The sequence below is a fragment of the Ilumatobacter sp. genome (assembly GCF_046290335.1).
Lineage (GTDB): Bacteria > Actinomycetota > Acidimicrobiia > Acidimicrobiales > Ilumatobacteraceae > Ilumatobacter_A.
Genome location: NZ_JBKAGH010000003.1, coordinates 1 through 22720, shown reverse-complemented (window position 1 = coordinate 22720; position 22720 = coordinate 1). Strand labels below are relative to the sequence as shown.

General features: G+C 67.4%; 21 protein-coding genes and 1 pseudogene. 14 read left to right on the top strand and 8 right to left on the bottom strand.

Going from position 1 to position 22720, the window contains the following annotated elements; genetic code table 11:
- Positions 1-103: 103 nt before the first annotated feature.
- Complete coding sequence (locus tag ACE37B_RS12665) at positions 104-1798, top strand: DUF6777 domain-containing protein (protein ID WP_409923693.1); 1695 nt, start codon at positions 104-106, stop codon at positions 1796-1798.
- 85 nt (positions 1799-1883) lie between these two features.
- Here the strand turns inward: ACE37B_RS12665 and ACE37B_RS12660 are convergent, their stop codons facing one another.
- Together ACE37B_RS12660 and ACE37B_RS12655 are read right to left on the bottom strand one after the other, a co-directional pair.
- Positions 1884-2633, bottom strand: coding sequence for an SDR family NAD(P)-dependent oxidoreductase (locus ACE37B_RS12660; RefSeq protein ID WP_409923692.1), 750 nt, complete (start codon positions 2631-2633; stop codon positions 1884-1886).
- 270 nt (positions 2634-2903) lie between these two features.
- Positions 2904-3503, bottom strand: coding sequence for a class I SAM-dependent methyltransferase (locus ACE37B_RS12655; RefSeq protein ID WP_409923691.1), 600 nt, complete (start codon positions 3501-3503; stop codon positions 2904-2906).
- Between the two features lie 185 nt (positions 3504-3688).
- Between ACE37B_RS12655 and ACE37B_RS12650 the strand changes: the two genes are divergently transcribed.
- Entirely contained in the window at positions 3689-5239 is a 1551-nt protein-coding gene (locus ACE37B_RS12650; RefSeq protein ID WP_409923690.1) for a hypothetical protein, read from the top strand.
- A 195-nt stretch (positions 5240-5434) separates the two neighbouring features.
- Entirely contained in the window at positions 5435-6808 is a 1374-nt protein-coding gene (locus ACE37B_RS12645) for a GTP-binding protein (protein WP_409923689.1), read from the top strand.
- Between the two features lie 170 nt (positions 6809-6978).
- On the opposite strand, the gene ACE37B_RS12640 is transcribed toward ACE37B_RS12645, so the two are convergent.
- Entirely contained in the window at positions 6979-7926 is a 948-nt protein-coding gene (locus ACE37B_RS12640) for a mechanosensitive ion channel family protein (RefSeq protein ID WP_409923688.1), read from the bottom strand.
- A 347-nt stretch (positions 7927-8273) separates the two neighbouring features.
- On the opposite strand from ACE37B_RS12640, the gene ACE37B_RS12635 reads away from it, so the two are divergent.
- From ACE37B_RS12635 to ACE37B_RS12600, 8 genes are all read left to right on the top strand, one after another.
- Positions 8274-8486: a CsbD family protein gene (locus tag ACE37B_RS12635; protein ID WP_409923687.1), complete on the top strand. Its 213-nt coding sequence runs from the start codon at positions 8274-8276 to the stop codon at positions 8484-8486.
- Positions 8487-8735: 249 nt separating this feature from the next.
- Positions 8736-9209, top strand: a complete 474-nt coding sequence (locus ACE37B_RS12630; protein ID WP_409923686.1) for a hypothetical protein — start codon at positions 8736-8738, stop codon at positions 9207-9209.
- A 221-nt stretch (positions 9210-9430) separates the two neighbouring features.
- Positions 9431-10258 carry a SigB/SigF/SigG family RNA polymerase sigma factor gene (locus tag ACE37B_RS12625; protein WP_409923685.1) on the top strand — a complete coding sequence of 276 codons (828 nt, stop codon included), beginning with the start codon at positions 9431-9433 and terminating at the stop codon, positions 10256-10258.
- A 178-nt stretch (positions 10259-10436) separates the two neighbouring features.
- On the top strand, positions 10437-10958 hold the full coding sequence (locus ACE37B_RS12620; protein ID WP_409924334.1) for a Dps family protein: 522 nt from the start codon (positions 10437-10439) through the stop codon (positions 10956-10958).
- A gap of 61 nt (positions 10959-11019) precedes the next feature.
- Positions 11020-11388 carry a hypothetical protein gene (locus ACE37B_RS12615; protein ID WP_409923684.1) on the top strand — a complete coding sequence of 123 codons (369 nt, stop codon included), beginning with the start codon at positions 11020-11022 and terminating at the stop codon, positions 11386-11388.
- A gap of 151 nt (positions 11389-11539) precedes the next feature.
- Positions 11540-11953 (top strand): ATP-binding protein, encoded by a 414-nt coding sequence (locus ACE37B_RS12610; protein WP_409923683.1) that lies wholly within the window; start codon positions 11540-11542, stop codon positions 11951-11953.
- Positions 11923-13602 carry a DUF2254 domain-containing protein gene (locus ACE37B_RS12605; protein WP_409923682.1) on the top strand — a complete coding sequence of 560 codons (1680 nt, stop codon included), beginning with the start codon at positions 11923-11925 and terminating at the stop codon, positions 13600-13602. The genes ACE37B_RS12610 and ACE37B_RS12605 overlap by 31 nt, the downstream gene beginning before the upstream one ends.
- Before the next feature lie 72 nt (positions 13603-13674).
- Positions 13675-14802: a universal stress protein gene (locus tag ACE37B_RS12600; RefSeq protein ID WP_409923681.1), complete on the top strand. Its 1128-nt coding sequence runs from the start codon at positions 13675-13677 to the stop codon at positions 14800-14802.
- Positions 14803-14853: 51 nt separating this feature from the next.
- On the opposite strand, the gene ACE37B_RS12595 is transcribed toward ACE37B_RS12600, so the two are convergent.
- The 5 genes from ACE37B_RS12595 to ACE37B_RS12575 form a co-directional block, all read right to left on the bottom strand.
- Complete coding sequence (locus ACE37B_RS12595) at positions 14854-16101, bottom strand: diguanylate cyclase domain-containing protein (RefSeq protein WP_409923680.1); 1248 nt, start codon at positions 16099-16101, stop codon at positions 14854-14856.
- 145 nt (positions 16102-16246) lie between these two features.
- On the bottom strand, positions 16247-16711 hold the full coding sequence (locus tag ACE37B_RS12590; protein ID WP_409923679.1) for a hypothetical protein: 465 nt from the start codon (positions 16709-16711) through the stop codon (positions 16247-16249).
- 48 nt (positions 16712-16759) lie between these two features.
- Complete coding sequence (locus tag ACE37B_RS12585) at positions 16760-17644, bottom strand: SDR family oxidoreductase (RefSeq protein WP_409923678.1); 885 nt, start codon at positions 17642-17644, stop codon at positions 16760-16762.
- 68 nt (positions 17645-17712) lie between these two features.
- Positions 17713-18690: a prephenate dehydratase gene (gene pheA, locus ACE37B_RS12580; RefSeq protein ID WP_409923677.1), complete on the bottom strand. Its 978-nt coding sequence runs from the start codon at positions 18688-18690 to the stop codon at positions 17713-17715.
- Positions 18691-18810: 120 nt separating this feature from the next.
- Complete coding sequence (locus ACE37B_RS12575) at positions 18811-19599, bottom strand: TlpA family protein disulfide reductase (RefSeq protein ID WP_409923676.1); 789 nt, start codon at positions 19597-19599, stop codon at positions 18811-18813.
- A gap of 137 nt (positions 19600-19736) precedes the next feature.
- On the opposite strand from ACE37B_RS12575, the gene ACE37B_RS12570 reads away from it, so the two are divergent.
- The 3 genes and pseudogenes from ACE37B_RS12570 to ACE37B_RS12560 all read left to right on the top strand — a co-directional run.
- A complete protein-coding gene (locus ACE37B_RS12570; protein WP_409923675.1) occupies positions 19737-21485 on the top strand; it encodes a hypothetical protein in 1749 nt (582 codons plus the stop codon).
- On the top strand, positions 21482-22195 hold the full coding sequence (locus ACE37B_RS12565; RefSeq protein ID WP_409923674.1) for an ABC transporter ATP-binding protein: 714 nt from the start codon (positions 21482-21484) through the stop codon (positions 22193-22195). Before ACE37B_RS12570 ends, ACE37B_RS12565 begins: the two co-directional genes overlap by 4 nt.
- A 261-nt stretch (positions 22196-22456) precedes the next feature.
- A pseudogene (locus ACE37B_RS12560) lies at positions 22457-22720 on the top strand (hypothetical protein); the annotation flags it as partial.

The window sequence follows — 22720 nt, the reverse complement described above, 5'->3', positions numbered from 1 at the left end:
CCCGGAGCGACGGCCGACGCGCACCGAGGCGCCCGAACGCGAGGCGAGCGAGACGTGACTTTCTCCCCTGACCTGGGGGCTGTGCTGGGCGTACGAAGAAGACATGAGCGACGTGACAACCCCCTCTGACGGTGCGTCCCCCACACCGAACTCACCACCCGCTTCGAACGAGGCTCGAGCACGCCCGACCCTACTGATCGGAGTCGTCTCAGGCGTCGCCATCGCTGGCCTGGTCGCGCTCCTCGTCACCCTCGGACTCGGCGGCAATGGTGGTGGCAGCGGGGATGACGACGTCGCCGGACCATCGACGGGCCCGGCATCGAGCACGGTCGTCGCGGCTGGTGAGGTGCTGCTCGACGGGTCCGCACTCGGCACCGGCGAAGTGTTGCTCGAGCCCGTCGGGGTCCCGACCGCCCGGGCGTTCACCGAGACGGTCGGGATCAGCTTCGAGGCGTCACCAACCGTCGCGCTGCCGGCTCTGCCCATGCCGACCACCACGGCACCGCTGTCCGATCAGCAGGTTCCGCTCGCGCAGATCGCAGGCAACGAACCCGGCCTCTACGGAGGCACTCGCGACGTCACGGCCTGTGACACGGCGCAACTCGCCGAGTTCCTCGAATCGGACCCGGCGAAGGGTGCGGCCTGGGCCGCCGTGCAACGCATCGAGGCGAGCGAACTCCGCGAGTTCATCGAGAGCCTCACACCACTCACGCTCACCCGCGACACGCGCGTGACCAACCACGGGTACGCCGACGGCGTCGCGCTGCCTCACCAATCCGTCCTCCAGGCCGGACACGCCGTCCTCGTCGACGAGACCGGCGTGCCCCGAGCGAAGTGTTCCTGCGGGAACCCGCTCGCCCCGCCCCAGCCGCTGTCGAGCGCGCCCACCTACGTCGGCACACCGTGGCCCGAGTTCGACCCCACCGTGATCATCGTGATCGTCTCGGTCACACCCGTTGGCGACGAGTTCGTGGTCGTCGAACTCGGCACGGGTGAACTGATCGAGGTGCCGATCGGTGGATTCTCTGGGCCCGACCCCGTCAACGAGACGGCGAACGAGACCGCCGACGGACCCGACCCGGACAGCGACCAGGACGTGGACCTGGTCAACGTCGGCAACATCCTTGCGGTGACGCCGGGCGCGACCGCTGGCGCCACGTTCACTGTCGACGCGCCAACGCTGATCACGTGGGTGAGCAACTACCACTACGGTCCGGAGACCGCCCCCGGCCAGGTCGGACTCACGGCCAGCGACGGGTCGTTCTTCGGACCGTGGCAAACGGTCGGGGCCGAAGGACAGGGTGGCGTGGCCAACGCGTACTGGAACGCAGCGCCGTATGCCGTGATCCCAGCCGGGACCTACACCGTGTGGGACTCCGACCCGTCGACGTGGTCGTCCAACGCAGACACCGGCGGGGTGGGATTCACGGTGGTGCGGGGGATCATCGGCGTCCTCGAGGATGCCGATCCCCCTACCACCATGCCGACGGCGACGCCTGCCACGACGCCCAGCGAGACGAACACGACACCCAACTCGCCGGGCCAACCGGAATGGTCACCGGCCGACGCGGCCGGTCAGATTCTCGACCAACTCCTCCTCGACTGCGGCGCCGACTACGGCGGGTTCACCAGCGGCGGTGGCGACACGAACGGTTGGCGATGGCTGGTCGACACGCCCGCGGGAACGGCCGACTTCTACGTCGGGTTCATCGACGGCGACCCCGGCTGGTTCATCAACGCCGACAACGACGTTGCCATCACCCTCGCCAGGACCTGCGGCTTCCTCGAAGTCGGCTGAGTCGCATTGCGACGCCGGTCACGTGTGTGTCTGAGACTCCCCGTGCCGCCTCGAGCGAGCAGCATCGGCGATCAGGTGTCGGCGATCAGGTGTCGGGGACGTCGACGGTGGCGCCGACGATCGTGCCACCGTCGATGATGAACTCGTGACCGGTCGAGTACGTCGCGTCCTGGAGGATGAACAGCAGCATCGCCGTCACCTCCTCGGGTTCGCCGACTCTCGGGATCGGCTGCGACTTGACCATGTCGAGCGACACGCCGTCGATCATCGGTGTGCGGATCGGCCCGGGATGGATCGAGTTGACACGGATGTTGTCGGGACCAAGCTCCAACGCTGCGGTCTTGGTCAGACCCCGTACCCCCCACTTGCTCGCCACGTAGGCGCCCAGGTTGGCGTAGCCCTGGAGACCAGCCGTCGACGAGATGTTGACGATCGCGCCGCCGTTGGCGCGCCGCATCGACGGGACGACGGCGTGCATGCCGAGGAAGACGCCCGTGAGGTTGATGTCGATGGCGCGCTGCCAGTCACTCGGCGACAGCGACTCGATCGGACCGAACATCACGATCCCCGCGTTGTTGACCAGCACCTTGACCGGCCCCCACGCTTCCTCCGCCTGTGCAACGACGGTGTCCCACGCGTCGGCATCGGTGACGTCGAGACGCCGGTACATCACGGCGTCGCCCAAATCGTCGGCCAGGGCGCGGCCTTCCTCGTCGAGGATGTCGGTGGCGACCACTCGTGCGCCAGCGGCGACGAGGCCGCGCACGTGCTCGGCTCCCATCCCGCGCGCTGCGCCGGTCACGATCGCCACCGCTCCGTCCAATGACATCGTCATGATGTTGTGCTCCTTCTTGCTCGCTGGTGTGTTGCCTGGGGTTGCCGGAGCGGCTCCCTGACCTCGACGCCGACCTCGACGCCTGACCTCGACGCCCGACCCCTTCCGAGGTGGCGAGGCGGCGACGAGACGCCGATCCGACGCTCACGGCGCCGGTCGGTCATCTGGAATGCTCCACTCCAATGTCCACCTTCGTCGAGGGTGCACGTTGGTCGCCACCGTCAAAGGTCCCATCGGTCTCGGCGCGTCACGGCTCCGCCGAGGGTGCGCTCAGTCTCGCGGACGGACCGCAATCACCAGCGTGTCCAGCGCGACCTCGTCGCCGACACGTCGTTGCGCGACCTCGGCCACGTCGACCACCAGCGGGATCGAGAGCCCGTCGACCCAGCTGACGGTCTCGGCGACGTCGTAGCACACCGCCGTCGAGGGCGGTCCGCCGACACCATGCTCGACGTTCGACTGGTCGTGAGCGATCACGAACACGCGGCCGCCCGGAGCAAGCCACGAGGCGGCGTGTTCGACGGCAGTGCGCCGATCGTCGACCTCGAGTTGGAGATACGACAACACGACGAGGTCGACCGGTCGCGGTGACTGCCACGTCGTCGCGTCGGCCACGACCCACTCGACGTCGACCTCGTGATCCGCCGCGAGGCGGCGGCCCTTGTCGAGGCCGACCGCCGAGAAGTCGACAGCGGTGACCGACCAGCCGCGACGAGCGAGCCAGACCGCGTTGCGACCCTCACCCGCGCCGAGATCGACCGCCGAACCGGGCGGCAGGTCGCTCAGGTACTGCTGGACGAACTGGTTGACCGTGTCCGTCCAGACGTACTCACTCTTCGAATACCGCTCGTCCCACGTCGCATCGCTCATGTCCCCAGGATGCCAGCGAACCGCCCCTTTGGAACGTTCATCCGTACGTTTGGCGCATGAACGAGCCCCTCCGCCTCGAACTCGAACTCCGCCGACCTCACTACCGGCATCGGCACGAGGGGAGGGAGGCGGAGTCGGAGACCCGGTCGAGGTGGGATTAGGACTCATTCCCATAGAGTGATGGGGTGACTACTCGGGTGTCGGCATCGATCGTCCCGTCGCGGCCGACCGCACGGCCGACCGCACGGCCGATCGTCGTCGATCTCGCTGCCGATGGCTCCGCCGACGTCGAGGTGCTGGTGATCGGCGCTGGCCCCCAGGCCTTGGCGGTCATGACGCATCTCCTGACGGCTGCGCCATCGCTGCGTGACAGGATCGTTGCGGTCGACCCGACCGGCACGTGGATGGACACCTGGAACGAACAGTTCGCACGCTTCGAGATCGACACGCTGCGCTCCCCCGGGGTGCACAGCCCCGACCCCGATCCCAGTGCGCTGTTGGATCACATCTCGCGTCACCGGCTCGGATCGCCCGGGTTGCCTTACGGCATTCCGTTCACGTCGGCGTTCCGCTCCTTCTGCGACGAGCTCGTCGAACGATACGGCCTCGACGAACTCCTCCGACGCGGCACCGTCTCCTCGATCCGACTCCCGGCGACGGACGACACATCCGAGACCCGCACCGGCATCCCGAACACCGGCATCCCGAGCACCGGCATCCCGAGCACCGGCATCCCGAGCACCGGCATCCCGAGCATGACGATCGCAGCGCGTCACGTGATCGTCTGTGCCAACCCGGCGACCCCGCGCCTGCCCGATTGGGCCGAACGCGTCATTTCCCCCGGCGACCCCGCGGTGGTTCACGCCTCCGACATCGATCTCAGCGCGGTCGAGCTCGGCGGGGAACATGTCGTGATCGTCGGAGGAGGACTCACTGCCGCGCACCTCACCACGGCGGCGCTCCGCCGAGGCGCGAGGGTCACCATGATCGTGCGACGAGCACTGCGCGGGTCCGACTTCGACATCGACGCCGGCTGGCTCGGTCCACGCTTCCTGGCCGACTTCGAGTCTGAACCCGACCCGAGCGTCCGAGCAGCTGCAGTAGCGGCCGCCCGCGACGGTGGATCGATCACCCCGACGATGCTGCGACGGCTGCGTTCGGCCATCGACGACTCGACGCTGACCCTGCTCGAGCGATCCCAGGTGATCGACCTGCAGGTCGAGCGTCGCCTGCGGCTCGATGTGGACGTCGACGGCGAACGTCGCGTGGTGTGCGCCGACCGATGCTGGCTCGCCACAGGATCGACGCCGTCGCTCGACGCGGGGCCGGCGTTCGCCGACCTCGCGACACACTGCCAGACGGTCGACGGACTGCCCGTTCTGTCCGCGGACCTTCGGGTCGCAACACTGCCGATCCACGTCACCGGTCGCCTCGCTGCGCTCCAACTCGGCCCTGCCGCCGGGAATCTGTGGGGTGCCCGACGGGCCGCCCAGACGATCACCCGGGCGATCACGGGCATCGACCTCGCCACCGACCGCTCGCCCACCACCCGTCATGAAACCGAGGTCGATGCGACCGCACGTCACACCACGACCATTCACACCACGACCATTCACACCGCCACCTCACACACCGCCACCTCACACACCGCCACCTCACACACGGCCACCTCACACACGGTCGCCGGTCGCAGCGCCACGGCAGTAGCGATCACGTTCCCACGCGTCGGCCCCTGAGCGACCCCAGCAACCAACATCCGACCCACCGTTGCCAGCGCCGTCGAACCCAGATCCCCTGAACCCGCCCCATCATCACCATCACCATCACCATCACCATCACCATCACCATCACCATCATCACCATCACCATCACCCGCACCCGCACCCGCACCCGCACTCGCACCGACCTCATCAACCACGACGAAACCAACCATGACGGCACCAGCAACCACTCCCGCGACCACTCCCACGGCCAGTGCCGCGACCACCCCCACGACCACCCCCACGACCACCCCCACGGCCACCCCCGCGGCCAGTCCCACGGCCACCCCCACGGCCAGTGCCGCGACCACCCCCACGGCCACCCCCGCTGCCACCCCAGTGCCAGCGACGCCGACGTTGCCGACGACGGTGGTGTCGGGATTCCTCGGGGCGGGCAAGACCACCGTGCTCAACCAGCTCCTCAAGAACCGCGAGGGACGGCGGCTGGCCGTCATCGTCAACGACATGAGCGAGATCAACATCGATGCTGCGCTCGTCGCCGGACAGGTTCATCTCGATCGAACCGACGAGCGACTCGTCGAGATGACGAACGGCTGCATCTGCTGCACCCTGCGCGACGACCTCCTCGACGAGGTCGCCCGCCTCGCCGACGAAGGACGGTTCGATCATCTCGTGATCGAGTCGACCGGAATCAGCGAGCCGATGCCCGTCGCCGCGACGTTCCTGTTCGACACCGGCGACGACCACTCGCTGCTCGAGCGGGCACACATCGACTCGATGACGACCGTCGTCGACGCGGCTCGACTCCTCGATCACTTCGATGACATCGCCGAACTCGCCGAACTCGGGATCGGCCGCGACGAGAGCGACGTCAGGACGATCGCGGATCTGATCGTCGACCAGATCGAGTTCGCCGATCTGCTGATCGTGTCGAAGGTGGATCTCGTCGAGGCCGACGAACTGGCGCGTGTCCAAGCGCTCGTGCAGGCGTTGAATCCCGATGCCGAGATCATCACCGCGCTAGATGGCGACGTACCGATCCACCGACTGCTCGGCACCGGCCGATTCGACCCCGAGGCCACGGGGGCCTTCCCCGGTTGGGCACAGGCGCTCAACGACGTTCCCGTGCCCGAGAGCGAGGAGTACGGCATCGGCCACTTCGTCTATCGGTCCCGCCGACCGTTCCACCCGGCCCGGCTCGCAGCGACGCTCGACGATGACTGCTGGGAAGGCGTACTTCGCTCGAAAGGCTTCTTCTGGCTCGCCACGCGGCCCGACGTTCAGGCGATCTGGCATCAAGCAGGGCCGTCGATCGTGCTCGAGCCGTCCGGTCCGTGGCTGGCCGCCGTGCCGGAGGAGTCGTGGGAGCTCGACGACGACGAACGCGCCGATCTCGAACGTCGTTGGGATCCCGAGTTCGGCGACCGGATGACCGAGTTGGTGTTCATCGGCATCGACATGGACCAGGCGACACTCACCGCGGCGCTCGACCGCTGCATCCTGACCGACAACGAGACGGCGAAGGGTCCCCGACACTGGACACGCTTCTTCGACCCACTGCCGGCCTGGGACACGAACACCTGACGTGACGAGCTGTTGTGACGAGCTGACGGGCCGGCTCGTCAGCTGAGATACCACTCCGCATTCGACGGTTCGACGCGCGACTGCTCGCGGTGCGACAGCTCGGGCGATGGCACCCTGCCGGCGATCTCGCGCGGCTCTTCCTCGGGCGTCATTCCCGGCTTGATCTCGAACTACTCCGCAGGCTTGATCTCGGGCTTGATCTCGGGCTTGATCTCGGGCTTGATCTCGGGCTTGATCTCGGGCTGCTCTTCGGGGTTCTCGCCAGCGTCGGTGCTGGCCGGTGATCTGTCGGGGAACCACAGCGTTCGCTGCGGGAACGGAATCGTGATGCCGGCCTCGTCGAGCGCCGACTCGACAGCGAACGCGACGTCGCTGCGGACACGCCAGAACTCAGCGATCGACGGTCCATGCCAATACCGCACCACGAAGTCGATACTGGAGTCACCGAATCCGGTCAGCAGGACCTCGGCTCCGGGATCGCCCAGCACACCGTCGACCGACCGGGCCGCTCGTTCGAGCACCGAGCGGCTCACTCGCAGATCGGAACCGTAGGCCACGCCGATCTCGAGGTCGGTGCGCCGTCGGCCGGCGACGGTCATGTTCGAGAGTTCCGACTTGATCACCACCGCGGAAGGCACCATGACGGTCTCCCCACTCGGAGTCAGCATGGTCACGAAGCGAGCGTTGACGTCTTGCACACGACCGACTTGGTCGTTGATCTCGATCTCGTGTCCGTAGGTGAACGGTCGCTGGATCTGCAACAGGATCCCGGCCACGAAGTTCTCGAGGATGTCCTTGAGGGCGAACGCCAACGCGATGCCAGCGATGCCGAGCGCACCGATCAGTGGACCGACACGGACGCGCAGTTGGTCGAGCGCGTACACGACGCCGATGAGGACGACCACATAGCTCGCCGTTCGCGAGAGAAAGATCGCGAGCGAACGTTCGAGGCGTCGCACCAAGACCGCTCCGAGCGACCAACGAACGACGATGGCGACGGCGATGGCGATCGCCAGCACGAGTCCGGCGGTCGCCCAGGTCCAGCCGTCGAGCCCGTCCGTGTCGAACGCGTCCGAGAGTGTCTCGACGTCATCGACAACGTCATCGGCAACAGGCACCCGCAACGATCGGGCCCATCGGAGCATGCTCACCCGGCGAGGCGCCGACCGCGTGAACCGCGGTGTAATTCGCCGGGTTGTTCGTGGGGTGGTTCGCGGGGTGGTTCGCCGGGTAGTTCGCGGGGTAGTTCGCGGGGTAGTTCGCGGCGAAACGGACGGTGTCGTGCGCGATCCGACGAGCGGTGTCGTCGAGAGATCGGTTCGAGGCACGCCATGGCTCGACGATCCCCGGCGCCCGCGTCGACCAAACCCTCGGCCTCATGGCTGCGGTCACTCACCGACGCCGGCGGGCGCGGTCGGAAGGACGGCGCGGTTTGACGGCGCAACCGGCGGGGAACGCTCCTGCCATGTCCCAACACGACAACACCAGCACCGACAGCACTACCGACGAGATCAAGGGCCGCGCCAAGGAAGCAACCGGAGCGGTCACCGACGACGACGACCTCAAGGAAGCGGGTCGTGACGACCAGCGCGCTGCCGCTGCCAAGGACAAGGTCGACCAGGCGTCCGACGCGGTGAAGCAAGGTATCGACAAGATCAAGAACCGCCTGTCGAACTGACCCGCCGTCGGCTCACGCCGACCCGACCCGATGATCCCGAACCGATGATCCCGAACCGATGATCCCGAACCGATGATCCCGAACCGTTGATCCCGAACCGATGCACTGACACGATGCCATGGACCTGATGACTCTGCGCCTGCCCGCACGCTCCCCGACAACGCCACCAGCGAGTGCGCCACCTCCAGCGCCCGGCTGGCGCCCTCACTGGGCGCATCGGCCGTGACGCACCCGATACGGTTCGCGCCGATGACTGACTCTCCCGACGCCCGCCAGAATCCGAGCGCGCACAGCGACGGAACGACACCGCCCGATCTCGGCGGCGCCGAGTCCGGAACGGCCGGCTTCGGCTCGGCCTCGTCCGCGATCGACCGGACGATCGAAGTGATCGTGCCCGCACGCATCGAGATGGCTGCAACACTGCGGTTGCTGTGCGCGTCGCTCGGCGCGGACGTCGGACTCTCGCTCGACGAAATCGACGACCTTCGACTCGCCGTCAGCGAAGTCTTCGCGTCGATCGCCGACCTCGACTCGTCGAGCCGCGTGTCGGTCTCGTTCGAGCCGGAGGACGGCTGCGTTGGAGCGATGTTCTTCGCGATCGGCCCGACTCCGATCGCACTCGACGAGTTGGCGGCCACCATTCTTCGGTCGGCCGTCGACGACCTGACGATCGAGTCAGGCACCGTGCGGTTCGTCAAACGAAGCAGCGAGTCAGCGAGTTGACCCCTCACCCGACAGCCCTCGCTCGACAGCCCTCATTCCACAGCCCTCACTCCACAGCCCTCACTCGACAGCCCTCACTCCGCAGATGGATCCCGGACAGCAGATGAACACCGGACAGACGACCGTACGACGGGGACCACGACGACCGGCACCGCAACGACCAGCACCGCAACGGAGCCTTCGTCGAACCGACGTCCCGCAGGTCGGGAAGTGAGCGATCGATGACGACGACGAGTACCGGCGAACCCAGCACCGACCAACGAGACCCCTCCGCTGATTCCGACGCGAATCGGCGCGGGCCCCACGACAACGATCTGGACAACGAACTGTTCGTCCGCTTCCGCGCCACCGGCGCGCGCCGCATCCGGAACCAGATCGTCGAGCGACATCTCGGCCTCGCCGCGCACATCGCGAAGCGGTACTCACGCGGGGGCATCGACGACGACGTTCGCCAGGTCGCCATGCTCGGCCTGGTCAAGGCTGTCGACCGCTTCGATCCTGAACACGGTGCTGCGTTCGGATCGTTCGCAGGACTCACCATCGAAGGGGAGATCAAGCGACACTTCCGCGACAAGACATGGACCGTACGAGTCCCGCGCCGCGCCAAAGACCTCCACCTCCTCGTCCGCAACGCAGGTGACGAACTCAGCACCACGACCGGAAAGAGCCCGAGCATCGACGAGATCGCCGAGCATCTCGGCATCGAGCGTGACGACGTCTTGCGTGGGCTCGCTGCAACCGCTGCGTATCAGGTGGGCACCCTCGACACGTCGACCGGCGACGACGAACAGGCGAGCGACCGGCAGCGCGCGCTCGCCGCTGACGAATCCGGCTACGGCGACACGGTCGATCGCCACCTGATCGACCAACTGCTCGCGCAACTCCCGGAGCGCGAGCGGCGCATCGTCGAACTCCGCTTCTACGGCGACAAGTCGCAGAGTGAGATCGCCGACGAGGTCGGCATCTCACAGATGCACGTGTCACGACTGCTGCGCAAGTCGTTCGAGCAGATGCGAGCCCTCACGCACACTGACAGCGACATCACCTAACCCCGTTTCTCGGTGGTCCTCTCGCTGGACCTCTCGCTGGACCTCTCGCTCGTGTTTCGGTGCAGCTTCCCGCGGGTACATCCGCTTCATGAGCACCACCACCGCCACCAAGACCGCTACCAACACCGGCTCCAACACCGGCAGCAACACCGGCAGCAACACCGGCAGCAACACCGGCATGACGTCGGACTCGATCAACACGACCGTCGCCGGTCTGAGTTCGGAGTCGTCGGCTGAGACGACGTCGATTCTGCAGCAGCGCCTGACCGCGCTCCTCGATCTCCACCTCACGCTGAAACACATCCACTGGAACGTGGTCGGCATGAATTTCATCGCCATCCACGAGATGCTCGATCCTCAAGTCGACAAGATCCGCTCGATGTCAGACGTACTGGCCGAACGCATCGCCACGCTCGGCGCCAGCCCGAGCGGCACGCCCGGCAAGATCGTCGAGACCCGCACGTGGAGCGACTACGAACTCCATCGCGAACCGACAGTTCGTCACCTCGCGGCACTCGACGACGTCTACAGCGGCGTCATCGCCGATCACCGAGCTGGCCAGCAGCGCCTCGGCGAGATCGATCCGGTGTCGGAGGATCTCCTCATCGGGCAGCTCCAAGATCTCGAGCTCTTCCAGTGGTTCGTGCGAGCGCACCTGCAGGACTCCGCTGGCGACGTCGTGCATCGCCGCACCGACTGAGCCTTCGATCGAGAGAACAGCACCAGCACCAGCACCAGACCAGCACGGAACGGATGATTTCATGAATGTGACCAAGCTCCCTCGAGACACCGACCAGATCAGCGACACGATCCGGTCGGTCGCCGCGACCGCGACCGACCGCGTGGACCTCGACGCCGTCGCTGACTCGTTCGGTGATCTGGCGTCATCGGCCCGCCACGTCGCCGAAGACGTCGCCAGTGCAACGAGCGCCGCCGCCACCAGCGGTGGCCGCAGCATGGCCAATCACGTGTCACGGACCGTCGTGACGTCGGCGAGCGCCGCCCGTCGCCATCCACGCATCGTTCTGTCCGGTGCGGTGGCGATCGCCGCGTTGATCGGGGTCCTCTGGTGGCTGCGCCGCGAGACAGACGAGGCAGACGACGCGGTTGCGTTTCCCCGAGCGGCATGACGTCTTGGAGTCCAGACTCGAGGCGCGAGTCCGCCGGTCCGAACGAGAACCCGCGCAACGACCTGGCAAGCCGGGTCCCGATCAGCTCTGGCGATCGGCGGCACGGCAACTGCCGGGTTTGACGTCTCTGGGTCTCGGGTACGACGTGGCGATGGGCGGCACGGTGGACTATCGAGAGTTCCGCGTGTCGTCGCCCCGTCAACTCGCGCGAGCGAGGCGGCGAGTTGCGAACGCCGCCGCATCGATCCTCGGCGCCGACTCCGTCGACGACGTGTCGCTCGTGGTGTCGGAGTTGGTCACCAACGCGCTGGAACACGGAGATGGTGATGCCGTCGTGAGCTACGGAACCATCGTCGACGACGACGGTCGACGCGACGGGTTCGTCGTCGCGACCGAATCGATCTCGTCGTCTCCGCCACGCCGGTGTCCGCCCCCGGTTCCGCCGGATCGAGTCACGGGCCGCGGACTCAACATCGTTCACGCGCTCGCCGACGACGTGCGGGTCGATCACTCCGACGGCATCGTCAACGTGACGTGTTCGTTCCGCCGCGACCGTCACCGCTGATCACCTTGCAGCGACAACCCACCCCCGAGCAAGGCGAGCAACGCTCGACGAACGCCGCTCCTGCCACTGCTCCTGCCACCGCTCCTGCGGACGACGAATCCCGAGACGCAAGCTCCTCGGCAACCCAGCGCTACGTTTCGAAGGCACGACATTGGCTGGCCGAACGCATCGGCATCGTCCGCGTCCGGCAACTCATCGAAGAGTTCCAACACCGATTGGCCTTCGTGCCGCTCGTGATGACCTTCGTCGCCGTGATCGCAAGCCAGTTGATCCTGCTGATCGATCGACGCATCAGTGACGGCGGCAACGACCTGCCCGCACTCTTGGCGACCACGATCGACAGTGCCCGAGCCGTGCTCGGCGCGATCGCCGGCGGTCTGATCACCGCCTTCACGTTGCTCGTCTCGATGATGCTCGTCGCGGTGCAACTCGCGAGCGGACAGTTCTCGCCGCGAGCGATGCGCAACTGGCTGAGCGACACCGTGCTGCGACGAACCGTCGGTCTCGTGCTCGCGACCACGGTCTTCTGCCTGCTCGGGCTGCGCTCGGCTCGAGATCTCGGTGACGACTCGATCGTCCCCAACGTGACCGTCATCGTCGCAGTCGTCTTGGGTGTGGCATGTCTCGTCGCGGTCGTGCGCGCCGTCGACCACGTGACGACGAGCCTGCAGATCGGCACCGTCGCCAAGCGGATCTCTGACGAGACCATCGCCGTCATCGAGGCGGCCGGTCGTCGCCACGGCGGAGCGAGCCCTCGGGTGACTCCCGCAGCGCGGCGAGCGCCACTCGAGCGGGGGAGCTACGAGCGCACGCGACCCGAGCACCCGCCGATTCCGGCGCACGCCATCGTCGTCGAGGCGGGTCGTTGCGGATGGGTGCAACAGATCGACGCAACGTCGCTCGCGGAGGCGCTGCCGAGCGAGTCGTCCGCCTGGATCGTGGTCACCCATGGCGCGTACGTGACGAGCAACAGTCCACTCGCGTGGGTGGAGCTCCCGTCTGATCGAGGCAACCAGCGCAGCGACACACACACCGACACACACACCGACACACACACCGACACACACCGCGACCAGGAGCCAGACCAGCACGACGACCAGGCCGAAGAACAGCACGCCGATGCGATCGCGAGCGGCGTCCGTGCGGCCTTCGCGCTCGGCGACTCTCGGACGATGCAACAAGACATCGGATTCGGCATCGCCCAGTTGGCGGACATCGCCGTGCGGGCACTGTCCCCCGGCATCAACGACCCACAAACCGCCGAGGACATCACACGCCACCTCGCGGAAGTGTTGTTGGCGCTGTGGGCACACGACGACGAACCCAGCATCGTCGAAGAAGACGGCAGAACGATCCGCTCCGAACCCGCTGAGAAGCGCGAACACCTCCTCGCCGGCTTCGACCCGATCCGGCGCTATGGACGCAGCGACCCGAAGGTCATGCTGACGCTGCTCCGTACGGTGATCGAGATGCGCAGCGAGGTGATCCGCCGCGAGCTGCCCGGGCCGATCAAACCGTTCGAGGACCTGGTCGACGATCTCGTCACGACCGTCGACGACACCACGTGGCTCGAACGAGAACGCCTCGAACTGCGGCGCGTCGCCGCCTCGGTTCGCGTGCGCGACCGCGCCTCGGTACCACCGGATTGATCGTCACCGGGATGAGCTGTCCAACCGCCGCGTCCAGGATTGCGCTGCCCAAACGGCGGGTAGTGCCCGACCATGAACGCTGCGCCCGCTGTGACGACCGAGCACCCAGACCATCGGTTCCGCGCCGTTGCGATCACCGACGGAACGATGCGTGCCAACGACGCGCTCACGCGCGCGACTCGGCTGCTCCCGGAAGATATGGCCTGGCACCTCGCCACCGTCGTCGATCCTCACCCGAGTCTCCTCATCGCCACCGCCGGAGCGACGAGCGTCGGTGGGCCCGTCGTCTCACCCGCCGAACTCGACCGCCAGGTCGTCGAGCGACGAACAGCCGGTGCGTCCGCACTGGCCAACACGGTCCCGGTCTTCGAGCACGCGGCGGTCGAATCGGTCGTGTTGAGCGGGCATGGAACGGCACCGATCGTCGAGTACGTCGACGAGCACGGGCTGGAGTTGATCGTGTCGCCAACCCCGGTTCGCCACGCCAACGCGACCGATCGCTACGGCGATCTCGCCGACGACCTCGTCGGCTCGTCTCCGGTTCCCCTGTTCGTCGTACCGACCGGCGGTGAGCAGCCGATCGGCGAAGGCCCAGCCACCGACGCGGCTATCGATCCAGCGACCGATCCAGCTGTCGAGGGCTTCCCCGATGGCATCACGCTGGTGATCGCCGTCGACGACACGCATCTCGACCAGATGATCGTGGAGGTCGCGCTCGACGTCTTCGACCGCCCATCGAAGAAGCACGCACGAGACGAGTCGGCGAGCGACGAGACCGCCGGGCGCGGTCGTCGAGACGTGTACGGCGTGGTCGTACACATCGATCCCGACGTCGATTCGATCCTGTCGTTCCCCTTCTCCTCGGGGGTCATGGGTAGCGGCGGCGCCGCGCTGGCAGCCCTCACGGAGCAACTCGACGACGAAGGTCGCCACGCCCCCAGAGCTGCTTCCCGGGTCGCCGAGCAGGTCGCCACACGGCTCGGCGATGACCGCACCACGGCGATCGGCGACGTCGGTGATCCGGCCGACGCCATCCTGCGTCTGGCTGAGGAGCATCAGGCCGACGTCATCGTGGTAGGTACACGCAACCGGTCGTGGTTCTCACGCCTGTTCGACCCGTCGGTCGCCGGCGCCGTGGCGGACCGGGCACGACGGCCCGTGCTCGTGGTGCGTTCCGAGCTCGGCACCGCCACGAAGTGAACGCCTGCGACGAAGTGAGCGCCTGCGGCGAAGTGCGCCGCAGGGGTTCGATCAGGCCGGTTGTTCGGTGGCATCCACCGAGTGGCTGCGCTCGGTAGCGGCCACCCGACGTCGATGCGAGCGGGTCTCGAAGCGTGATCGGGCGCGGTGCTTCACCTCGTACTGCGCTCGGTCCGACTCTTCCAGTAGTGCGTTGAGGTCGAGCGTGCCCGACGTCGTCTCGGCTGCGCCCACGCTCGCTGTCATCTCGATGAAGACGCCGTCGGCGATCTCGATCGGCCGATTGATCTCGTCCGACAGGCAGGTCCGGAACCCTTCCCGACTCTCGACATCCTCGGCATGCACGAGCACGAAGAACTCGTCGCCCCCGAGTCGGGCGACCGCGCCCCCGGGCGGTGTCGACCCGACGAGTCGATCCGAGATCTCCGTGAGCACGGAGTCCCCGACGAGGTGGCCGAAGTCGTCGTTGATCCGCTTGAAGTCGTCGAGGTCGACGAAGTATCCGACGAGCACGTTGCCATCCGAGGCCCCGGCCGCCGAGCCGTCGCGTCGTGCGGCATCGGCACGAACCGTTTCCACGTACTCGCGCAGGCCGCCGCGGTTGAGGAGCGAGGTCAGTTCGTCGGTGTGCGCCGCAGCGAGGTGGCGGTCGGCCGCCGCTCGAGCAGCGACCCGGAGGTGGATGAGGTCGGTCCAGAGGCGCGCGCCCATCCGGATGTCGACCATCGTCAGCCCGACAAAGATGCCGATTCCGAGAGCGAGACCGATGTGGCGGTCGGCCACGAGGGCGAGCCCACCGACGATCCACATGCTCATGACCACGTGCCGACCGAGGTCGTTGACCCCGGACAATCCGGAGCTGGCACCTGAGGTGACCGCGACCATGACGGCGATCGTGATCCACCGGAATTCCGGCGTGTCGTCGTGGCCGGTGGTCATCCAGAGGGCAGCGCCCCAGCCGACTCCAACGAGCGCATGGACCACGTGGGTGAACAGCGGCACGCCGTCCGGACGGACCCACGGACCCACTTGGAACGAGTTGGCGAGCAGCGTCGACAATGAGAACACGGTCATGACGAGCAGCCACGACAGGCGATCGGTCACCGGCACGAACTCACGAATGATGAGGACGTACACGGCCGCCGCCGCGAACACCCCGACCGGACCCACCCACCGACTTTCGGCGGTGTACTTCAAGCGTTCCGCGAGGATCGCTTCGTCGATGGTCTCGCTCGGGACCGCGAACGGGTCCGCAGACAGCGAAGGTGGGCCGCCCTCGGTGTCGTCACGCCGTCGCATTCTTCGAATATCGGCATCATGGCTGTCAACTCAAGGTCGCAAACCTCAAGAAGCCGTGAAGATCGGTGTCGTCGGAGTCTTCGCTTCGGCGTGTCGTCGGGGTGTCCGTCGCCCTCATGCCACGGCGACGTGGATGGTGGACTCGTCAGCTCCAGATCTGAGCGACGACCGCTGGGAGTTGGTCGGCCCCCGAGCCCTTGGCTCCTTCAGCCTGCGCCATCGTGCCATCGACGAACACCACCGTGAAGGGGTAGCGAGTCGCAGCGGACTCCACTTCGATTCCAGCGATCGCCTCGTGCGGCCAGGACGCGGAGATGCTGGTGGGTTTGCCCGACAGCGTGCTCATCGCACACAACACCAGACGTTGCGAGGTGATCGCCAACATGTTGCGACCGCCCGGCCAGGCCGCTGCGTGACCGCCGCCGTTCGCTGCCGCCGCGTTCTTGTCGACCTTTGCTCGAATGGCGGCACCGACCATTCCACCGGCCGCGATCGCTGCGACGGTCCCTCGCGGGTTGACCATGCAGGCCATCAGGATCTGCTCGCTGGGCGAGAACCCCAGCTTGTCACGCGACTTCTCGATCTTCTTGGCGATGTCGACGAGCGGCATACCCCAACGCTAGTTCAGGTGAAGTGACGGTTCGGGTGGAGTGACGGTTCAGGTGGAGATGTCGATGCCGAAGATCTGATCGAAGCGACGGATGTAGTCGGCGTCGTCCTCGATCCGGCCCAATTCGAGCCAGTCCTCGTCGGCGATCCGGTCGTGCAGGGTCGCCATCTCCTCGCCGCCCCAGCTCACCGGGTAGCGCAACTTGGGTGCGTCGGTGGTGATGGCGTGCTCGATCACCCGGCCCACTTCTGTCGGGTCGGTCGCACCCGCCATTCCGGCGGCGTAGAACTGGAACATCCGCCGGTAGTGCGTGTCGTAGGCGCCCGTCGAATTCGGTGCGTCGATGTTCTTGGCGAAGATCGACGACTTCGTGACGCCCGGTTCGACGATCACCACCCGGATGCCGAACGGCGCGAGCTCTTGCGCGAGGCCTTCGCTCAGCCCTTCGAGCGCCCATTTCGACGCGACGTAGGGCGATTGTGCGAGCGCTGCGATACGCCCGGCCACCGACGTGATGTTGACGATGGAGCCGCTGCCGCGTTCGCGCATCTCCGGGAGCACCGCCTGGGTGCATCGCGTGGTGCCGACGACGTTGACGTTGAACACGTCGAGATACATCTCCGATGGGCATTCTTCGACGACCGAGTTGCCGCCGACACCGGCGTTGTTGATCAGGTGATCGACTCGGCCGGTGAGTTCGTGGATCTCGGCGAAGCCGTCGCGAACCGAGTCGTCGTCGGCGACGTCGAGTTCGACGAGTTCGACCATGACCCCCGCGTCGCCAGCCAGTGCCAGCAGCTTGTCGGCCTTCGCCATCGAGCGCACGGTGCCGACGACACGATGACCGGCCCCGGCGAGATGGATCGCGGTCGCACGACCGATTCCGGAGTTGGCGCCGGTGACCACGGTGACAGGAGCGTTCGAATCGACCATCCCGCGACGGTAGCCGTAACGGTTTGTGTCAGACACAAACCGTTACGCCCCAGGTCACCGGGGGCGGGTCAGCGGATCTGCGCGCGGAGGTCGGCGAGCCAGTCGTCTGCGTCGCGCCACCGACCGCCAGCGTGCTCACGGGTGGTGTCGGCGTTCTCACCGGCAGCCGGGTACGAACCGAGGAACTTCACGCGACCTTGTTTGGCGTGCAGCGAACGCAACGTGTCGGCGACGAGTTCGTCGGCGATGTGGCCGTCGGCATACATGATGAAGCAGTAGTCGCCGAGCCCGCCGTTCTTGGTCGGCCGACTGAACAGGTTCGACAGGTTGATGCGGCGTGCCGCGAATTCCTGCAGGATCGAGATGAGGCTGCCGGGTTCGTCGGAGCGCTGGTAGACCACGACCGCCGTGCGATCGTGGCCGGTCGGGGCCGAAATCCCGTCCCGCGCGACGAGGACGAACCGGGTCTGGTTGCCGGCGTGATCGGCGATGTCGGACACCGCGATCTCGAGCCCGTACACCGACGCGGCAACCCGCGGGGCGAGCGCTGCCAGGCCTGGTCGATCGGACTCGGCGACGATGCGCGCGGCGTCGGCCGTGGAGTTGGCGGCCACGATCTCGGCGTCGGGCAACTGCTCGCGCAGGTAGCGATGGCACTGTGCCGTCGCCACCGGAATCGACCGCACCTCCGTGATCGACGCGAGGTCGGTGCCCGGTCGCACGAGCAGACAGTGCTCGATGTCGATGACGACCTCGCGCTGGATCACCAGGTCGTAGTCGAACGCGAGGGCGTCCTGGGTGAAGTTGACCATGCCTTCGATCGAGTTCTCGATCGGCACGAACCCCAGATCGACGTCGGCCCCGGCGACGGCATCGAGAATGTCGGGCACGGTCCGATACGGCACGTGTTCGGCGTCGGCGAGATCATCGAGGGTGCGCAACGCCTGCTGCGTGAACGTCCCGAACGGCCCGAAGAACCCGACGCGCAGGCGCACGTCGGCGTCGGTGCTCGTGTCGGTCGCCGGGGTCGTCTCGTTCGCAGACATCGTCGGCACTGTACCGAGCTCGACACTCGGCTCAGAGTGGCGTTCCGTCATCGCTTCGATCCAGCCGGTCTGCCGGGCAGGTCAGCCGGGCAGGTCAGCCGGGCAAGTCAGCCGGGCAGGTCAGCTGAGCGCGCCCTCGATGAACGCACTCAGACCAGCGGCATCCGACGCGCCCGCCTTGCGACCCAGGACCGTGCCGTCGGCATCGACGATCACGGCGAAGGGGAACGATGAGCCTCCGAACACCGAGATCGCGGTCAACACGTCGTCGTCGGCCATCATCGGCCACGGCCAGTTCAGCTCCTCGGCCCACTCCGAGGGCGGATAGTTGTCACGAGTCGAGTCGGCGGCGGTGCTGACGCCCACCACATCGAGGCCTACCGGAAGGCTTCCCGCCTCTTGCAGGCCGATCAGGGTCGGCACTTCGTCGTTGCAATGCGGGCACCAGTGCGCCAAGAAGACCAGCAGCGTCGGGTTGTCGCTCGGCCCACCGATGGCGATCGGCGTACCGTCGAATCCTTGTCCCGACACGATCGGCGACGCGATGCCGAGCGACGGATCGCCGGCCGCGACGTCGTAGATCGGCAACGGCGCACCGGTGAAGGAGATCGGACCGGTCTCCTGCGTCGTCGCCTCGGGGGTTGCGTCGGTCCCGGCGACCGCCTCGTCGACGAGATCTGCTTCGGCGCCGACGGCCGATGCAACGGGGGCCACGTTCTCGCCGGTCGGAACGGCGTTGACGTCGAGCGGCTCGGTCACGACGGTGGCATCGTCACCCGTCCCGCCGCCATCGACATCGGTCGAGTCGGACGAGTCGCTCCCGCCGCACGAAGCGAACAACAACGCCGCGACCAGCGGGGCACCCAACCAGGCGCGTCGGGTACGGGTGGAGGGAAGTTCACGATTCACCCGACCAGTCTGCCCGCCCGCACTGCCCTGCGGCTTGCATCTCGACGTGACTCCTGCAGACGTCGCCCAGTCGGACGCGGCGGGAGCGTCACGGGCGAACGGGTCCCGTCTGGCGATGGCAGTACCCTCGTTGCGCGATGACCACGACTGCAGCGGCGGACCGGGCAACGCTGCACGATCTGCGCCGCGCTCGCCAGGCTCGTCGCCTCGGCGACATCGAATGGTTCGACGTGCTGTACCGCGTCTACCTCTTCGCACTCGTCGGCTTGACCGCCGTCGTCATCGCGTCCGACGCCGTCGACGGGTTGATCGACGACACGGTGCGCACCGCTGTCCTCCTCGAGCGAGGGCCGAGCATCGCTGGCATCGCCATCGCACTCGCGCTGGCCGTCGGCCTGCGCAACGGCGCCGACGGCGGACCGGTGTCGGTCGAGTCGGCCGATGTCCGCCACCTGCTGCTGTCACCCATCGACCGCCGTCTCGCGCTCGCTCGGCCGATCGTGCAGAGAATGCGTTCGGTGGTGTTCCTCCCCGCGCTCGTTCTCGCCATCATCGGCCAGCTCGTCGCCCGCGAGGTCGAAGGCTCCCGCGCCGCCTGGGCCGCGAGTGCCGCGCTCTTCGGCACGCTCGCCGGGTTGACGTATGTGTCGGCGGCCGTCCTCGCGCACGCCGCCTCCGTGCCGCGTTGGCTGGCGAGTGCGATCGGCACCGTCGTCGTTGCATCGCAGACTGTGGCCGCGGTCACGACCTGGCGACGCGACGTCGGAGATGCGGACTCCGCCGTGGCCGGGTTGTTGGACACCACCGGTGGGATCCTGTTCTGGGGGATCCGGCAACGGGCGGTCGAGATCATCCCAATCGTCGTGGTCGCGGTGATCGCCGCCCTCGCGATCCTCGCGGCCGGGCGACTCCGCCTCGAGCCGCTCGAGCGTCGCGGGCAATTGGTCTCGCAGCTGCGCTTCGCCGCCACGGTGCAAGATCTCAGAACGGTGGTGCTGCTTCGACGCCAACTCCGCGCCGAGTCGGTCCGGGCGAAACCGTGGGTGGCGATCGGACGCGCTCCACATGCACCCGACCTGCACGCTGACTTCGCACCGTCACGCCCCAGGCGGGCGCTGCGTGGCGACCACGCCACGGCCGTCGGATCGCGACGCGTGTCGGCGACGCTGGTCTGGCGACGTGGGGTGATGTCGCTCGCCCGCCTTCCGATCTCTCGGTTGCTGCGCATCGGTGCGCTGTCGGTGGCCGCAGGGGCGAGCGCGTCGTTGCTGTTGACGTCGTCGTGGTTGTTCGCGGTGCCGCTCGTCGGCACGACGTTCCTCGTCGGGCTCGAGTCGCTCGAACCGCTGGCACAGGAGGTCGATCGACCCGACCTCACCGAGTCGCTGCCCGTCGATCGAGGCGTGCTCTTCGCCCACCACCTGGTCGCACCCGCCGGACTGCTCGCCATTGCCGGGGTGATCAGCGCCGTCTCGATGACGGTCATCGAGCCGCGCCATGCCCCGGCCGCGTGGGCGCTCGCCGTTCCGACGATGTGGGCCGGCGCCATGGGTCCGATCGTCACGACCGTCCGGGACGCGCCCGAACCCACCAGGGTCGCGGCGACGACGATCACCGGGCTCGACCGCCACGCCGAGAGCCCGTTCGCTCTCCCCGAGTTCGCGGGCGCCAGCAACATCATCCGAACGCTCCTGCCGTTCCTGATCAGCGCCGTTGCGCTCGCGCCGGTTGCCGCGATGCGTGTCGAGCCGAGCGCTGGCAACGCTGCTCGTTCGGTCATCGGTGTGGCACTGTGTGTCACCGTGATGGTCTGGTGGATCCTTCGACGCGACGGATGGGCGATGCGTCTGCGCGCCTTCTTCGCCGCAGGACGGGCGGCCACGTGACCGTGCAGGCGACCGGCGACGGTGCGGTCGCGGCGATCGGACTCGCGAAGTCCTACGGCGACGCTGTCGCGCTCGCGCCACTCGACCTCGTGGTGCCGGCCGGACAGCGCGTGTCGTTGATCGGCCACAACGGATCGGGCAAGACGACCCTGATCCGGATGCTCGCCGGAATGCTCGAGCCGAGCGGCGGCAGCGCGATCGTGGCCGGCTCGCCTGCCGGGAGCAGCGACGCGCGGGCTGCGATGTCGTACCTCTCCGATCAACCCGTCTTCTACGACGACCTGTCGGTGTGGCAACACCTCGAATACGTCGCCCGACTTCATCACACCGACGACTGGGCCGAACACGCCCGCACGCTGCTCGACATGGTCGGCCTGACGCACCGAGCCGACGATTTACCGATCACCTTCAGCCGCGGGTTGAAGCAGAAGGCATCGATCGCGATCGCCTTCGTGCGGCCGTTCGAGCTGATGTTGATCGACGAGCCCTTCGTCGGACTCGATCGCGCCGGGCGCGAGGCCCTGCTCGAGCTCATCGCCTGGGCGCACGACGACGGCGCCACGATGATCGTGGCCACGCACGAACTGTCGAGCGTGGCTGCCAGCGACCGCCTCATCGCGCTCTGCGACGGGCGCGTGATCTTCGACGGCGATCCCGCCGACGCCGTCGTCGACGCGCTCGCCAGCGGCGATGCACCCGGCCCGGCTTGAACACACCGACCATCGCACCGCGCGGCGCGGCACCGCGCGGCACGGCACGGCACGGCGTAGCGGCGATGTCATCTGCGCTTCTCCGGACGCTCCCCACGACGCTCCCCACGACGCTCCCCGGTGTCGCTGTCGCGGAGTGTTTCGGCGCAACCCACCGGCCTGGCGGCGTGGCGCGAGCGTGTCCGTTCGCAACCACCCGAACCGACGGATTCCCCGGCGGTGATACACCGGAGATCCGCGCGCATCGTCTAACGTGATGTCATGCAGGAGTTTTCTTCGGTCACCGCGTCCTCATACGACGCTGAATCACTCGCGCCGATGCTCACCGAGAAGGCGAGCGAGGGGTGGAGCGTCGTGTCGATCGTGTCCGCTGGCACGAACGTCGTCGCGTACCTCACCCGCGGTGGCAACGCAACCGACGCGAGCACCTCGACGGCAGTCGCCGCTCCATCCGATGTTGCCCCCGCCGAGCCGGCCGTCACCGAGCCGGCCGTCACCGAGCCGGCCGTCACCGAGCCGGCCGTC